General features: G+C 66.2%; 14 protein-coding genes. 4 read left to right on the plus strand and 10 right to left on the minus strand.

Translation table 11 applies throughout. The features are described from left to right. Window positions 1-651 precede the first annotated feature (651 nt). Window positions 652-1,065, plus strand: coding sequence for a hypothetical protein (locus VF992_07855; protein ID HEX9341065.1), 414 nt, complete (start codon window positions 652-654; stop codon window positions 1,063-1,065). Window positions 1,066-1,084: 19 nt separating this feature from the next. Here VF992_07855 and VF992_07860 read toward each other — a convergent pair whose 3' ends face one another. The 4 genes from VF992_07860 to VF992_07875 form a co-directional block, all read right to left on the minus strand. Beyond that, on the minus strand, window positions 1,085-3,598 hold the full coding sequence (locus tag VF992_07860) for an Ig-like domain-containing protein (protein HEX9341066.1): 2,514 nt from the start codon (window positions 3,596-3,598) through the stop codon (window positions 1,085-1,087). A gap of 17 nt (window positions 3,599-3,615) precedes the next feature. Continuing rightward, a complete protein-coding gene (locus VF992_07865) occupies window positions 3,616-3,996 on the minus strand; it encodes a hypothetical protein (protein ID HEX9341067.1) in 381 nt (126 codons plus the stop codon). A 75-nt stretch (window positions 3,997-4,071) separates the two neighbouring features. Then, window positions 4,072-4,539, minus strand: coding sequence for an ABC transporter substrate-binding protein (locus tag VF992_07870; protein ID HEX9341068.1), 468 nt, complete (start codon window positions 4,537-4,539; stop codon window positions 4,072-4,074). 158 nt (window positions 4,540-4,697) lie between these two features. Continuing rightward, window positions 4,698-5,387: a hypothetical protein gene (locus tag VF992_07875; GenBank protein ID HEX9341069.1), complete on the minus strand. Its 690-nt coding sequence runs from the start codon at window positions 5,385-5,387 to the stop codon at window positions 4,698-4,700. Between the two features lie 129 nt (window positions 5,388-5,516). Between VF992_07875 and VF992_07880 the strand changes: the two genes are divergently transcribed. From VF992_07880 to VF992_07890, 3 genes are all read left to right on the plus strand, one after another. After that, entirely contained in the window at window positions 5,517-5,993 is a 477-nt protein-coding gene (locus tag VF992_07880) for a DNA primase (GenBank protein ID HEX9341070.1), read from the plus strand. Between the two features lie 204 nt (window positions 5,994-6,197). Then, the gene (gene dnaG, locus VF992_07885) at window positions 6,198-7,502 is read left to right on the plus strand and encodes a DNA primase DnaG (GenBank protein HEX9341071.1); all 1,305 of its coding nucleotides are present in this window, start codon (window positions 6,198-6,200) and stop codon (window positions 7,500-7,502) included. Between the two features lie 17 nt (window positions 7,503-7,519). Continuing rightward, on the plus strand, window positions 7,520-9,049 hold the full coding sequence (locus VF992_07890; GenBank protein ID HEX9341072.1) for an ATP-binding protein: 1,530 nt from the start codon (window positions 7,520-7,522) through the stop codon (window positions 9,047-9,049). A gap of 139 nt (window positions 9,050-9,188) precedes the next feature. Here the strand turns inward: VF992_07890 and VF992_07895 are convergent, their stop codons facing one another. From VF992_07895 to VF992_07920, 6 genes are all read right to left on the minus strand, one after another. After that, window positions 9,189-10,388 (minus strand): tetratricopeptide repeat protein, encoded by a 1,200-nt coding sequence (locus tag VF992_07895; GenBank protein HEX9341073.1) that lies wholly within the window; start codon window positions 10,386-10,388, stop codon window positions 9,189-9,191. A 118-nt stretch (window positions 10,389-10,506) separates the two neighbouring features. Then, window positions 10,507-11,463 carry a hypothetical protein gene (locus tag VF992_07900; protein HEX9341074.1) on the minus strand — a complete coding sequence of 319 codons (957 nt, stop codon included), beginning with the start codon at window positions 11,461-11,463 and terminating at the stop codon, window positions 10,507-10,509. A gap of 285 nt (window positions 11,464-11,748) precedes the next feature. After that, a complete protein-coding gene (locus VF992_07905) occupies window positions 11,749-11,928 on the minus strand; it encodes a hypothetical protein (GenBank protein ID HEX9341075.1) in 180 nt (59 codons plus the stop codon). 46 nt (window positions 11,929-11,974) lie between these two features. Beyond that, complete coding sequence (locus tag VF992_07910) at window positions 11,975-13,951, minus strand: ABC transporter ATP-binding protein (protein HEX9341076.1); 1,977 nt, start codon at window positions 13,949-13,951, stop codon at window positions 11,975-11,977. A 1-nt stretch (window position 13,952) separates the two neighbouring features. Next, window positions 13,953-14,753, minus strand: a complete 801-nt coding sequence (locus VF992_07915) for a hypothetical protein (protein HEX9341077.1) — start codon at window positions 14,751-14,753, stop codon at window positions 13,953-13,955. Beyond that, window positions 14,754-15,548, minus strand: coding sequence for a helix-turn-helix domain-containing protein (locus VF992_07920; protein HEX9341078.1), 795 nt, complete (start codon window positions 15,546-15,548; stop codon window positions 14,754-14,756). It lies immediately after the preceding gene. Between the last annotated feature and the right edge of the window lie 2 nt (window positions 15,549-15,550).

Genomic DNA, 15,550 nt, shown 5'->3' on the forward strand with positions numbered 1-15,550 from the left:
CAGACAGCATGTTAGCCACGGACCTGTCGGCTTAGCACACGTCCAGGATGCATATGATCGGTATCAGCGGACGCTGTGCAAGCGGCGCGCGTGCGCCTCCAGCGGCCTCTACCCCTTCCCCTTCGACGCCCGCGCACGTCGGGGGTGCACGTCTCGCCTCCGAACGTAAAACGGGATGCCAATGGCGCAGAGCCCTCTGCTCGGAGACCCGGTTCCTTACGGCGTGTGGATATTTAATCCTTGTCTCGCGGCGGTTCCCTACCGGCCCGAGGAGGCGACGGCGCGTGGGGGGATTGCGGACCGGATATGCCGCGAGACTCCGCGGATTCACCCGGATGGCGTCGACCGATGCGAGCCGAGCCATCGCGTCAGAAAGCCCGCCAACGGGACGTTTCATCGGTTCCGACCCGGCTTTCTTATGCGGGCGTCGGGTCGTCCCGACCGGATACCGCCGATCAACGCCTCGTTCCCACGGGACACGTTTTAAGCGGGTGAAACCGTTAGTCCTCATCTCGCGCGTCACCGGACGCGCGGACCCAAGGGGAGGATCGCGCGCCCGCCCGGTCGATCGTCGGGGATTGGAAGGCGTATCGCTGGGCCGTCGACACTCGCCGCTACCATTTCGATCTCCGCCATCCCCGTCTCCGATGGATGCCGGTGCTGATCGCCTTCACGTTCGTCGGCACGACCGCGACCGCGATCGTCCTGAACGGGGCCTCGCTCTCGCGCGGTCTGAAGACCTATCTGCTCGGGCTGCTTGTGGTCGACGGCGGTATGGTGGCCGTCGAGGTCATGGCCTGGCTCATCGGACGGAAACTCTGGCGGGAGGACCGCGATTTCCGGTATGTCGGGATCGTCGTGGGCTTCGCCTCCCTCCCGGTGTGGGGCTCGGTCGAAGCGCTGTGCGTCAGCTGGATGATCCCGGTGCTCTCGGAGTCGAACGTATGCGCGGTGAGCGGCGGGCTTTCGTGGGCTGCGTTCGTGTGGCTCGTGACAATCCCGAATCTTGCGGTCCTCCTTGATTTCCGGCGCTTCCTCGCACGCGGCGCGGAGCGCCCGGGGTGAAGCCGTCGATCGATTGCGCTTACGGCCGCTTCTTCCGCCTGCGGACCGCCCACACGATGACGACGATGGCGAGCAGCACCGCCAGCGTGATTCCGAACGGCAGCGCCCATCCGAGCGGCTCCGAAGGCGGCGTTGCCTGCGTCGCCGCCGTCGTGAAGGAAATCGAGTAATCGCTTGCGAGCGCGTTGCCCGCGACGTCCCTCACGCCGGACGCGTGAACCGTGACCTGGTATGTCGTGCCGCTTGCAATCGCCCCGGACGGCGTGAAGACGAGCGTGTTCCCGTCCCACCAGAACGTCCCCGCCACAGAGGGCGTGATCGAGAACGCGGCCTCGGCGGTCGCATGAACGACCGCCTCGCTGAACGTCACCCGGACGGTCAGGCCAGCCGTGGCGACGCCTGTCGCGCCGTCCATTGGCGCGGATGAGAGGACCGTCGGCCCGACCGTGTCGACGCCCAATTCCACCTCGCCCGTCGTTGGCTTCGTCGCGATGGACTCCAGATTTCCCGCGACATCCCTCCCGACGACCCAGAATCGATATCGGCCGTCGCCTGACGACGGAGTAACGGTGAAGGCGAACGGCGGGGACGTAAGCTCCGCCGCATAGGCGGGCACGGACCAGGTGGTGCCGTCCGCGCTGTAGCTCACGTAGAGGCGGACCGAGGCGACGCCGCTCGTCGCGTCGCTCGCGTCCACGGTCAGGGGAATCGGCAGGATCGACTGCCAGTAGCCGCTTGGACCGGAGAGCTGCGTCGTCGGCGCGACGGAGTCGAAGCCCGCCTCGATCTCCCCCGTTGCCGGTTTGCTCGACAGGGATTCGGAGTTGCCGGCTCCGTCCGTCGCGAGGGCCCAGAATCGATAGAGGCCCTCTCCCTGCGAAGGTGCGTAGTCGAAAGCGAACGGCTCGGCGTCGTCGGAGGCCACGACAGCGGGTGCGGACCACGCCGTCCCGTCCGCACTGAACGCGACGTAGAGGTCGACCGACGCGACGCCGCTGCGGTCGTCGGATGCGCTCGCGTCGAGGTGGAACGGTCCGGACGTCTGCCAATAGCCGGAGAGGGGGCTCAGGCTCGACGTGGGCGAGGTCGTATCTGGAGGTGGGGGCGAGACGAAGACCATGAAGGCGCGACTCGCGAACACCGCGGTCGTCGTCTCGTTGCCCACCGCCGCGGCCTCGAACTCGTACGTTCCGGGTGCCAGGGTCGACGTGAACGAAGGATCGAGGTCGACCCGCCAGGTGCCGGAGCCCACGAGGGAGGCAAATCCCTCCCGGAGCGGCGTGGCGTTGCCCGCCGCCGAGATCCGATACCGGACGGTCGCGTTATCGTACGGCGCGGCGTTCACAGTCGTGGTGAGGTTCACCTGCGCCGCCTCTCCGACGATGACGTCCGGGATTGGCTCGATTGCGAGATCGGGAACCGGATTCGGGAGGAGGTAGTCCCACCGGTCCGCCGGGAACGGATAGGCGTCGAAAGCCGTGACGGTCGCCTGGACGCTGATTGGGTCGACGGAGGTCAGAACGAACGGCCCGTTGCTCACGTAGAAGTGGCCATACGTGCTCCGGAAGTTCTGCAGGTCAGTCCACCGGCTCGCGGCCTCCGTGGGGTCGAAATTCAAACCGGGTGGCAGGTGCGACATGTAGGACGGCAAGTTCGCGTCCATGTCGGCAAGGCACGGGCCTTTCGTCAGGTCGAGCGCGTACTTCTGTTCGTTCTCAGCGGTGACCTCACTCACCCGACAGGTGTCGTCGAACACAGCGCTCAGCGCGAGTTCGCTCGCCGTCCATGGAGTCGACGGGAACGCGGCATTGATCAAGGAGGCGATTGTTGCCGGATCGATGTGCCAGTATTCGTACCAAACTTGGAGGTGGGTCGCATCGACGACGCGGAACCCTCGCAAGCTGTTTCGAAATAGGATCGCGGCGTAGGACGCCGCGTCGAGGTCTTTCGTATAGACGTCCCCGGCGGGATCCGCCCGGCGGAAGACGAGGGCGAGTTCGTACAGGACGTCGTCCATTGTGAAGTTCGATCCGTCGTGCCACTTCCCGAACGTGAACGTGTAGTTGACCAGCGACTTCGCCGTGGTCCCGGCGGGGACAACCTTGAAACCGAGCGTCGAGCTGTCCCACTCTTGGGCGTCCGTCGGGACGTCGATGGAACCCGTTGGGCCGGCGGTCGTCGTCTCGAACTCGGCGCGGACCCCGATGTACTCGCCGGTATGCGGATGAATCGTCAGGGCGGGGTCCGAGAACGTTTGCGCGACGATGTTGTCGTAGAGCCAACCGAATCCCTGCCACGGCTGCCACGGCGATAGCATCTGAATCCGCTGGCCGACTTGAAGGGTTCCTCCGGGCGAGGCGAAGCGGGCGGTCCGTAGGACGAAGGGGCCCCAGAGGCCCGCAGAGACATCCGAGACGAACGCCGTGACCCGGGGCGAGTAGACGAACGTCTCGTCGCCGACAAGCCAGACGCGAACGGAATCGTTCAGGCCGAGCGTCACGGCGGACTCCACCAAAGCCTCCCGCTCGGCCACGCTCGAGTACTGCCCGTTCAGGAGATTTGTGCATGCGGCCTCGAGGTTCGGCGGGGAGCGTACACGGTCCACACGTTGCTCCCTTCCCCACCGCAATAGAAGAAGTCGGGATCCGAGTCGGCCCACGTCTGAATCTGCGTGGGAGCCCATCCTTCCGTGTACAGCATCCAGGCGCCCGTGTCCGGCGGTCCGTTGTACACGATCGAGAAGGCGATTGCACCGGTCTTGTACATCCGGTTCACCGTCAGGCCGAGGCGCTCGACCTGATTCGCAACGTAGTCGCCGATTCGCGTGCGTGCGTCTTCGATTCGGATGACGAAGTTGACGACGATCGGGTTGCCCTGCCAACTCCATGTGCCGTTGAATGTCGCCCCGGATGCGTTGAGGGCGTTGAACACGAGGTCGTGCGCGCGGGTGATGTTGTATCGGGCGTCTCGGTTCAGGTCGCGGAAGAAGAACGGGTCCCGCGCGACTTATGGGCTCGAGTTGTTCCACAGGGCGGCGTGGGTCGTCCCGTACCCGCCGAACAGCTGGTCGTTGATGTACTCCCGGTCGATGAGGTAGTTGAGCGCGTTTCGGACATCCCGCAGCTCGAAGGGGTTGAACACCCCGGGCGCCAGCGTTTGGTCCACGGGAACCGGATTCACGAACAGGTTGTCTTCCTGCCCGTAGACATCGTCCGTCCGGAGGTCGGGGTCACTGTGCGCGGCCGCGATGTCGGCCGCAGTGCGGAGCGGGAACGTATACATGTCCATGTTGCCGTTCTTCAGGTCCAGCAACGCATGCGCTTGATTCGGCTGCTCGAAGAATCGAATCGAATCTACGAAGCCGCCGCTGCTTGGCGAAGGTGCGGTCGCCGACCCGCCTGCCCTCGGCACGACGATGAGCGAAGCCGCAACGAGCAATACCACGACAATCGCGCAGACGATCGAGCGCCGCATCGAGTTCCCTCCTTCCCCGCGGAGACCTCAAGCAGCGCCTCGGTCGCAGCGAGCCTCGCTCGCCGCGGATCCGGGAAGGCCCCCAACCGGGTGGTACCGCGTTCCGATGGCAGGACGGTCGTATATGACTTTCCGCCGTTCTTGGACGGGAGACGAACTCAAGCAGCCGAACCCGCAATCTGGACGATCCGTGCTTTCCCGCGGTCCACGAGGATCTTCGCGATCGTCTTCGGCAGGGTGACGAGGTCCTCCTTCTTCAGCCGGTAGGTCGTGTCGATCCCTGCAAACGGGGGCAGGTCCTCGAGCACATGGACGAGGACGTGGTCCTTCAGACTCGGCGGCGTCGTCGTGCGCCGCGTCTCCTCCGCCCGTACGACCTTCATGCGCGGAGTTTCCGGGGTCGGACCGGCTTTTTCCGTCGGCGGCTCGGGAGGTGGGGCGGCCGGTTCCGAGCCGAACGGCGATCCGCCGAACGACTCGGCGCGGGCTTTTTTCAGCAGGGCGACCATGCTGTCGAACAGCGCCCGGTCTTGCGCGGGGAGGTTCGGGATCTCGACCTCGGCGCCGCTCGCGCGGCTGGAGGCGAGCAGGGCGAGTTTCCGCTCGCGGTACGTGAAGATCTGATCCCTACGCTTCCGCACCTTTCGGAGCTCGTCCTGGAGAAGGAGGGCTTTCGGAGAGTTCGGATTTTTCTGTGCCTCTTTGTTCGCCAATTCGTCGAGTCGGGCGATGTACGCCGCGAGCTTGTCGTAGAAGTCCGCCTCGAGGCTCACGAGCGTCTTCTTGCCGCTCTCCTCGCGGTAGACTTTCGTCACGCGCTCGAAGTTGACGTCCTCTTCGCCCGGCACGCGTCGCACATCCGACCCGGCGTATAAGATGGCGTCGCCGCGCCGCGCAATCCTTATCGGCCGGGCCTTGCTTCTCGGATTCGGCATGCGCGCGGTCGTCGGCCCCCGCGCCTCGGGAGCGTGTTTCTGATGGACTGGGAGCGACTGTACGAGGACCTCCGGCGTGCGGTCGAAGACCTGCAGGAGCGGAGCCGGACCGCGCCGATCATCGTCGAGGGAGAGTACGACCGGCGGTCGTTGCGGGCCCTCGGGGTCGACGGCGACATCCGCCTCGTGAACGAAGGTTCGACGATCTTCGCGCTGTGCGAATCGATCGCCGCGGGCCACCGCCAGGCGATCATCCTGACCGATTGGGACGTGCGAGGGGGCCGCCTCGCCCGGCAGTTGCGGGACGGGCTGAGCGCGAACGGCGTGCGGTATGACGAAGAAATCCGCGCGCGGCTCACGCGGTTGTGCCGAAAGGACATTACCGACGTCGAATCGCTCCATGGATTCGTCGCACGGGTCGAAGAACACGCGAGCGTCGGGCACCGCCAGCGGCCCTCGAAGCGGTGGTACGCGGACCGGGTCCAGCGTCGCGATACCCGCCGACGATCCCAAAAGTGAGAACCATCGTCCGAACCCTTAAATAGGCCCGCTTCCAGTTTGGCACCGGGATAGCGGCCTGCGCCGCGATTCACCGATCCCCCTCATCCGAATCATCCTTTCCTGCCTCCTGGGAACGGGAGGCTGTGGCGCCCTGCGGGGCCGAGATTGTCCGGATAGCGGGACGTAAACCGCGAGCGAGGCCCAAGTCCGGACAGTGCGAGCATGAACATCGATCCGAGTACAACGAAATACCTGATCCAGGCCCGTATGGAGGCCGAAGGGATCGTGGAGAAGCCCGACGTCGTCGGCGCCGTCTTCGGCCAGACCGAGGGGCTTCTGGGAGAGGAACTGGACCTGCGAGACCTGCAGAAGAGCGGACGCATCGGCCGCATCGAGGTCGACGTGCAGAGCAAGAAGGGCCGGAGCGAGGGGACGATCCTCATCCCGTCCTCGCTCGACCAGGTCGAGACGTCGATCTTGGCGGCGGCGCTCGAGACGATCGACCGCGTGGGGCCGTGCAAGGCCTCGATCCGCGTCGACAAGGTCGAGGACGTCCGCGTGTCGAAACGCAACAAGATCATCGAACGCGCGCGGGCGCTGCTGAGCCAGATGGTCGAAGAGTCGAAGACGTCCGGCACGGACCTCTTGGACGAGGTCAAGATGAGCGTCCAGGTCTCCGAGATCGTCTCGTTCGGGGCCGAGCGACTGCCCTCCGGACCGAACGTCGCGGACAGCGACGCGATCATCATCGTCGAGGGACGCCAGGACGTCCTCAATCTGCTCCGCGCGGGCATCAAGAACGCGATCGCGGTCGAGGGGACGAACGTCCCGAAGACGATCCAGGAGCTCTCGAAGGAGCGAGCGCTCACGGCCTTCGTCGACGGAGACCGCGGCGGCGACCTCATCCTCAAGGAACTGTTGCAGGTCGCGGAAGTCGACTTCATCGCGCGCGCGCCGCGCGGCAAGGAGGTCGAGGAGCTCACGCAGAAGCAGATCATGAAGTGCCTGCGGAACAAGATCCCGGCGGACCAGTACGTCGAGATGTACGGCCTTGGCGGCCAGATCTACAAACCGGAATCCGAGTTCCCGGAGCCCCGCCCCGCCGGCGGACCGACGGGACGTTCGGAGGGACGGGCCGAGCCGCGGCCGATCGCCGCAACGCCGATCGAGACGCCGGCGTTCCGAGAGGAGAGCGCCCCCGCCCCGCTCACGCCGACGACGAAAGCGCTCAGCCCGAAGCTCGAGAAGTATCGGGACATGCTCGTCCAGCTCGGCGGTTCCTCGACCGCGCGGCTCCTCGACGATTCGGACGTCGTGTTGTCGGAGGTCCCGGTGCGCGAGCTCGTCGACACCCTCAAGACGAAGAAGAACACCCGCGCCGTCGTCTTCGACGGGATCATCACGCAGCGGATCCTCGACATCGCCTCGGAGATGAACATGCACTCCGTCATCGGCACGAAGATGGGCACGATTACGAAGCAGCCCGCCGGGGTCGAGATCTGGACCCGGAGCGACCTCGCGCCGTAGGCCCCGGGGTGGACCGTATCGCACGGACGAAGTCGCTCGCGGCGGACGAGGGATTCGCCCTCGACGACTTCGACGACACGTCGGAGATCCCGATCCCGGACGATCCGCTGAAGCGGGTGGTGGGCCAGGACGAGGCGGTCGCCCTCGCGCGGATCGCGGCGAACCAACGACGTCACTTCCTGCTCGTCGGGCCGCCGGGCACGGGCAAGTCGATGATCGCCCAGGCGCTCTCCCTCCATCTGCCGTCCGTGACGGAGGAGATCCGCGTCGTCCACAATCCGGAGAACCCGGAGCGGCCCTTTGTCGAGGTGAAGCAGCGGGACGAGGTCGTGCAGGAGCGAAGCCGGCTCGCAGGCGCGGAAGGCGACCTGATCGACCCGAAAGAGGCGCCGATCAACGTCGCCGAGCGGCTCGGCTACAAGTGCGTCCATTGCGGGACGTACTCGTCGCCGACGGACCGGATGTGCCCGAAGTGCGGCCGACCGAAAGCCGCGGCTCAAGGCAACGTCGGCAATCCGTTCGGCGATCTGCTCGGCGGCATCTTCGAGGTCACGTTCGCGCAGATGGGCGGCCGGGATCGCGTCACGACGACGCGACAGCAGTTCGGCAAGGAGGAGGTCGTCGTCTACGAGCGGGCGGGCGACATGATCCGCGTGCTCGATCAGAAGGCGCTCGAGAAACGGCGGGAGATGGAGAAGGAGAGCCCGCGCAAGGTCCTCGTGCCGATCGCCCGACGTCCGTTCGTGCTCGCGACCGGGGCAAGCGAGACGGAGCTCCTCGGCGACGTCCGGCACGATCCGTACGGGGGACATCCGCAGCTTGGCACGCAACCGTACGACCGCGTCGTGGCGGGCGCGATCCACGAGGCCCACCAGGGCGTCCTGTTCATCGACGAGTTGCCGCAGCTCGGTCACCTGCAGCGGTTCATCCTGACCGCGATGCAGGAGAAGCGCTTCCCGATCTCCGGCCGCAATCCGCAGTCGGCGGGCGCGAGCGTGAAGGTCGACAGCGTGCCGTGCGACTTCATCTTCGTCGGAGCGTGCAATATCCAGGACCTCCCGCACATCCTCTCGCCCCTGCGGTCGCGGATTACGGGCGCGGGGTACGAGGTCCTCGTCGAGACGACGATGCCCGACACCGGATCGAACCGAGCGAAGCTCGCGCAGTTCGTCGCCCAGGAGATCATGGTCGACAAACGCATCCCGCCTGCGTCGCGCGACGCGGTGCAGGTCGTCGTCGAGGAAGCCCGCCGCCGCGCGAAGTCACTGGATAACAAGGACAAGGCCTTGAGCCTCCGGCTCCGGGAATTGGGCGGCCTCATCCGGTCCGCGGGGGACATCGCGGTGACCGAAGAGGCCAAACGGATCGAGGCGGACCACGTTCGGCGGGCGGTGAAGGTCTCGCGATCGATCGAAGACCAGATCCGCGAGCGATACGGGTCGTATTCGGCCGGCGTCGGGACGGACCTGTCGTCCGCGCAGCGGGAATCCTCTCCGTACCATTACTGGAACGAGCACAAGGCGGACGACGTGCAAGGCTATCAGTAGGCGGGGATCGGCCGACCGCCGCAAGACGCAGTCTCGGCGCCTCGCGCCTTGGCGCCTCGACGGCTCACCCGACGGAGGGCTCGGGCCGATCTCCGTCGTCTCGCGGGTCATCCTCTTCTTCGGGGGAGCGAGAAGACCGCTATCCCGGCGACTTCCCGGTTGGCGGCGCGCCCTCCGGCGCTGGGTTTCCCAGGTGCGCCAGGACGGAAGCTCTCTCGCTCAAGGCCGTCGGATCTCCGGGGCTCAGCTGCAAGCCCTGCTCGTACGCGGCGAGGGCCTCCTGGTAGCGCTGCATTCCCTTCAGGGCACGCCCCTTCTCGTACCAGAAATCGGGATCGTGGGGGACGAGCCCGGTTGCCTGGTCGTAGGCCGAGACGGCGTCGCCATAGCGGCCGAGCTCTCGCAGCAGGCCGCCCTTCTGGGACCACAGATCGACGGATCTCGGTCGCAGCTCAATCGCGCGATCGTAGCAGCCGAGGGCCTCGTCCTGACGCCCGAGCTTCCGCAGCGAGTCGGCCTTCGCGGACCACGAATCCGCGTCCGTGTCGACGAGGTCAATCGCCCGATCGAACGAGGCGACCGCCTCCTCGTACCGCCCGAGCCCGTGCAGGAGATCGCCCCGACCCGCCCAGGAGTCGGCGTCTTCGGGTCGCAGTTCGAGGGCGTGGTCCAGGCAGGCGATTGCCTCCTCCGGCGCTCCAATCTTTGTCATCACGAGGCTCCGGCTGCGCCACACGGGAGGGTAGTCCTTGTCCAAGGCGATCGATCGGTCGAAGCTGTCGATCGCGTCCACGAAGTCCCCGAGGCCGAACGCGGCGAGCCCCCTCTGGTACCACGCCTCCGGGTTTTCGGGCGCCATCGCCGCGGACTTGGAGAAGGCGTCGCGGGCCTCCGCGAACTGCCCCTGATTGGCAAAGCCCATGCCCCGGTTGAGGAACACGTCCGCGCCTTCCTTCGGGGCCGAGGGACGCCTGCGCACGAAGATATGGGTCCGGTCGCGGAGGAGGCTCAGGACCAGGACCGCCAACAGGTCGTACGCGAGGAAGATCGCGGCGTTCGTCACGGAACGGTTCGCGAGATTCCAGACGAACAGGGACGTCAGAGCGAGGACCGCGAATACGAGGGATGTCGCGGACAGCTCGACCCAGAGGGACCTCCACGCCACGATGACGAAGGCGAGGACGAGCAATGAGACCCATAAGGCGAGGCGGTCCAACGGCGTGCGCCACAGGGCGATTCCCACCGCCGCGAGAGCGATGACGCCGCCCATGCTGACGGCGACGGCCACGCGGACCGGGGTCGTGCGGTCCCGGGCGACTGAGACCTCCAAGTTCGCCATCAGGCCACCTCCATCCTTGCCGATGCGGCGGAGTTCCCGATCCGGAGGTACGCTTCGCGGACCTCCGAGAGCGTGGCGACGGGCGTTCGACGAGAGCCTTGCGAGGAGTCACAGTGGTTCATGGTTCACCTTTTCGTTCGATTCGAGCGTCACTTCCTCCGCCTTGCGCGATGCCCGACCTCTTCCCTTTCCGCGCCGGTGGGCGAGAGAGGGGCCGGAGTCGCATCCTCACCGTCGCGAGGGGGACCGGCCGGACTTTCGGTTTCGCGACGACGATTGCGGGGAGCGTCACGGAGGGAACGCCTTCCCCGGGTGTGGCCGGGTCGGGTGTGACCTTCAGTGCTACGGTTCCAGGGGTCGAGGCGGTCGCCCGTTTGGGGCGTCGCCGAAGAGCGCCCCCGATGATCGTGCGCCCCCGCGCGACGAGGGCTCGGAACGCCTTGACGGCCGCGCTCCCGACGTCTCGCGAGGTGGCCTGCCACCTCTCTTCATGGGTGCTGGAGATCATGGTGCCTTCGGTGAAGGGGACGGTCCGGACGTTCCCGACGGCGGAAGAGGCTCCTCGGGACGTCGGCCGCCGCACGGGCAGGGGCGAATGACTCCGCTCCGGACGCACGATCTGTACGGCCGGTGCCGCTCGGAGTTGTGAGAGCGATGAGTATTCGTTTCTCTGCATGACCCAACCTCTCGTGTTCGCCTGCCGACCGATGTCCAGCGGATGGAGTGGCTTCAACCCGATGTTGCCAATGGTCTTCAGGTATCCTCGCAGCTTCCTGGCGACGCTTCCCGAGCAAACTTCCGTGATCCTGTACGTTCGCAGGCCCAGCGAGGCGTGGAGGTCCCGCTGAATGACCTTCGCATCGGGTTCGCCGATCGCGAGAACCTGTCCGACCCCGGTCTCGCCTTGTTTCAGCCTCGACTTCAGGTACGTTTCCTTGATGCCTCTGTATACCCACCGGCCCGCTTCCATGCCGTACACGAGGCCGCCCACGGCGATGGCGGCATCCTCGACACCCTGTGCACTCTTTGCGTCGCCGGCCCGGTGGAAGGTGATCACCTCGACCTCGGTCCGCAATGCCGAGCTCCGAGGCGTGACGGTGACGTATCCGCCTCCGTGTGAGGGTGCCGGAGCTCCCAGACCCGGCCAGCTTCGGCGCTTCCGGTCCGCTCTCCCTGCGTTGGCCGGACGCGAACTCGTCCCGCGATCGGCCCGGTCGACTGGGGTCGATGACCGCGCGTACCGATTAACCATGACGTTCAGCCCTCCAACGAGGGGATCGCGCCCGACCCCGCAGGCTCCCTATGCTGGGGGCGCCGCATAACGGTTTCGATGCCTCGAGTCGATATCGCTGTCTCTCGCTCACGATGCTTGATCCCCCCCGTCCAACGCGGCAAGGGCGCGTTGCGCCGCCGCGTAGCGCTCGACGTCCGCCGCTCGGCACGGCGGCGGATGGGACACCTGGCGGCCGCACGATCCGCACACCGGGCCCGTGCCCTTGCGGACCATGGAGTCGATGGCGCTCGCGAATCCGTTCGTCATGCACTCATCCCTCGCTTCGTTTTGTTTCCACGGATAGCAACTCCCCTCACCTGTGGCCCGGCCGGCCGTCGCTGAGCTCGCCGTCTCCAAATTGGGGGACCGGGCTCTCCGGACGTATCCGCAGGGCGACCGATTCCTTCCGCATGGGTGCCTCGAGCTTCTCGATCTTCAAGGTCTCGATGTAGGCTCGCATGATCCTCCCGTAGGCCCCGTCCTGGGCGAACAGCTCCCGATGGGTGCCGCTCTGCACGAGCCGTCCGTCTTCCAAGACGAAGATCCGTTTCGCTTCCAGGACGAGCGACATGTTGTGGGAAATCAGGAGCGTCGTCCGGCCCTCGCAGACCCTTCGGAGGGACACGTCGATTTCGCGGACGGCGAGGGGATCGATCGCCGCGGTCGGCTCGTCGAGGATCAAGACGCGGGGGTCCTTGAGGAACGCGCGGGCGATCGCGAGGCGTTGCCTTTGTCCCTTGGAGAGCGCACTCGCGGGACGGTCCATGCCGACGTTCGCGACGAACCCGCCCAGGCCGACCTCATCGAGGGCGTCCCACATGTCCGCCTCCGTCGCGCCCTCCCGGACCTGAGTCAGGTTGTCCCGGATCGTGCCGCGAACGTAGTGGTCTTCCTGGAGCACGATGCCCACGTGCTGCCGGATCTCCGATTTCGTCAGGTCCCGTAGGTCGACGCCGTCGAGGAGGACCCGGCCGGCGTCCGGATCGTAGAACCGGAGCAGCAGTTTCGAAAGGGTCGTCTTGCCCGCGCCGTTCAGCCCGACGAGCGCGTACAGGCCTCCGGGTTCCAGATCGAGCGTCACGTCGCGCAGCACGGGAGAACTCGGATTCGACGGATAGGCGAACGACACGAGTTGCACCGACACGTGTCCGCTCACGGCCTTGAGGCTCTTCGGGGCCGCGGGCTCGGCGAGCGCGGGTTTCTCGTCGAGCACGCCGAAGTAGCCGCCCGCGAAGTCGACGGCCTCCTGCTGCTCGTCGAAAATCCGGTGGAGATGCGTCACGGGAGCGGCGACGTTCCGATACAGGAGGAGATGCAGGAAGATCGCGCCGATTGAAAGCTGCCCGGTGACCACCAGATATCCCGTGATCCCTAGGATGGCGACCTCTCCGACGTTCTCGAAGAACTTCTTGATTCCGTCATACGTTCTGTTCACGTAGTGATGGCGAATCTCGTCCGCCTCGAGACCCTCGTTCATGGCCCCGATCCGGCGCGTCTCGAGCGGCTCCCATCGGTAGGCTTTGATGAGCATGATCGCCTCGAGGAATCCGATGAAGATTCCGGACCGCTTCTCCTTCTGCTGCATGATTGCGACGCGCGTTCCCGCGTTGACTTTCGCTTGGCGGATCGAGGCGTAGGCGAACAGCGGAATGATGAGCAAGGTGACGACGCCGACCAGCCAATTCGAGATGAACATGAGGATCAAGGCGAATGCGGACATCAAGAAGAGCGGCAGGATGTCGACGACGAGGTTCTTGACGAACTTCGACATGCCTTCGATCCCGCGATCGATTCGCTCGACGACGGCCCCGGGCGAGTTCTCCGGCGCATCGAAGAAGGCTTGGTCGAGCGTCCCGAGGTGCTGGCTCACCTTGTTCGACATGTCCGTCGCCGCCACGGTCCTGATTTTCTCACCGACGCGACCGACGGCGATCGTCAGGGCCTGCATGCCCGCTTCCTTGGCGACCAGGACAGAAATCAAGACGGCCAGCAGGAGGATTGCGGATCGGATTGCTGCATCTCTCGCCGCGGGATCGGTCAGCGCGCCCTGCTGCGTCACCTGAGCGGTAAGGGTGTCCGTCACGTACCGGAAGACGAGCGGATTGACTTGTGCCAGGGAAGCGGAGACGACCATCAACACGACCGAGATCAGGACGAGCCTCCGATGGGGGCGCATGACCTCGAAGCTCTGCCGAAGCACATAGCGCCAGGACCGCACCGGCGGTGCGGTCTCGCTCCGGGCCGCCGCGCCGGCCCGTTCCACGGAGGCCCCCAGGGCAGGCTCGGACACCTTATGTTCCCTCCGTCGTTCCGCGTCGATCGAGACGGGTCTCCGTGGGGCGAATCAGCAGCGGGTACGATAGGGCAGGTTGCGGAGTCGCTTCCCCGTTTTGGGCGTCGAGGATCACGGAGCCAAGCTCGCGGATCAGCTGGTGCGCGTCAGGCCCCGGCTTCTGCCCGAACTGGAGGGACTTCGAGTTGGACCATCCGAATCCCCTCCGGGCGGTGACGTAGATTTCCGAGGAGAGCGCCATCGTCTTGACGGTGACGTAGAACAGGTGGCGGAAGCACAAGACGATCAACATGATCCCCAGGAGGATGAGGATGTACCAGAGGAAATTGGTCCGAGAGGTCGCGAGGTGCGAGATTGCGGGGATCAAGTTCGTGTACGGCAGTAGGCCCAAGGCCAGCAACACCATCCCTGCGCCCAGCATCAGGAGGTTGAAGCTCCACCCGAGGAACGATTCCACGCCGACGACCTTGTCGAGATGGACCTCCTGCACGAATCGCGAACGCCCGAGGACGCCCCTTCCGCCGACGCCGTACATGAGAACGCGGAGGTTCGTCACGAGGATGTTCGCGCGGGCTCGGTAGGGGAGCCAAAGCCGTGCGACGTAGAAATTGCGGAGGGGATATTCCCCGACCGCCAACCGGATGAACCGACGCCAGTCCAGCACCTCGGAGGCCGGGTTCAGCTCGTCCTCCGGCACATCGGGGGTCGGTTCCCCCTCCTCGTCCAGCGCCGCGAAGGCCCGCTGCATCTCGTCCTCGAGCCCCTCGGAGGCCGGCGCCGTCTCGCTCTCCGCGCGCACCTATCGGCCTCCCGCTGGGTTGCCTTTCTGCGCGGACGTCGGGCCACGTTTCCGTCCTCCCCGCCCGTTCGCGCCTCCCGTGCGGCGGCGCAGGCGCGGCGGTCGCGCCCCTCCTGGAGAAAGCAACACGTCGACGCCCCGCCGGAAGACCCCGCGCGTTTCCGCGACGGCGTCCCCCAGCCGATGGGTCGGAAGACTTGCGGTGAATGTCATGAAGGCCACTCGCGGACCCCGGACCAGGATCGCGCGGAGCCGATCCTCCGGTCGTTCCAGGCGGACGAGCCCCTGTTGCGCGAGCAACCGCGCATGGTATGTCGCGAGCTGGCGGCTGATGCCGAGGATCCCCGCCACGTCGGAGATCGGGGCGCCCGGAGCCCGGGCGAGCGCGCGGAGGAAGCGTTCCTGGGTTCGAGAGCGGCCGTCGCCGTTCGCCGGTGCGCGGGCTTCGGCCGAGCGGTGCATCTTCCGTCCGTTCTGGGAGCGGGAGCGGATGAGCCCCGCCCGCTCCAAGACGCGCAGGTGGTGTGTCAACCCTCCCGTGCTCAGTCCGAGGGCGCGCTTGATGTTCGTGAACGTCTCGCCCGGGTGGGCCCGGACGTGGTCGTAGATCCTCCGGCGCAACGCCTGCTTGAGGGTCGCCGGGAACGCCGTGCCGTTCTCGAAGACGGGGCGCAGGACCGAAGTCCCCTTGGCACCGGCTCGCACATCGTCCGGGCCGCCGCGCTTCGTCAGGAGCCGCGCCGCGGGCACGGGCTTCAGACTCGCGATGGCGTGGCGGGCGTCCTGGTGTTCCATCC

The sequence above is a fragment of the Thermoplasmata archaeon genome, from assembly GCA_036395115.1.
GTDB lineage: Archaea > Thermoplasmatota > Thermoplasmata > RBG-16-68-12 > RBG-16-68-12 > RBG-16-68-12.

Coding starts and splice junctions, on each gene's coding strand:
- VF992_07855 (HEX9341065.1), top strand. CDS start 652: ATGCCGGTGCTGATCGCCTTCACGTTCGTCGGCACGACCGCGACCGCG.
- VF992_07870 (HEX9341068.1), bottom strand. CDS start 4,539: ATGCGGCGCTCGATCGTCTGCGCGATTGTCGTGGTATTGCTCGTTGCG.
- VF992_07880 (HEX9341070.1), top strand. CDS start 5,517: ATGGACTGGGAGCGACTGTACGAGGACCTCCGGCGTGCGGTCGAAGAC.
- dnaG (HEX9341071.1), top strand. CDS start 6,198: ATGAACATCGATCCGAGTACAACGAAATACCTGATCCAGGCCCGTATG.
- VF992_07895 (HEX9341073.1), bottom strand. CDS start 10,388: ATGGCGAACTTGGAGGTCTCAGTCGCCCGGGACCGCACGACCCCGGTC.
- VF992_07905 (HEX9341075.1), bottom strand. CDS start 11,928: ATGACGAACGGATTCGCGAGCGCCATCGACTCCATGGTCCGCAAGGGC.
- VF992_07920 (HEX9341078.1), bottom strand. CDS start 15,548: ATGGAACACCAGGACGCCCGCCACGCCATCGCGAGTCTGAAGCCCGTG.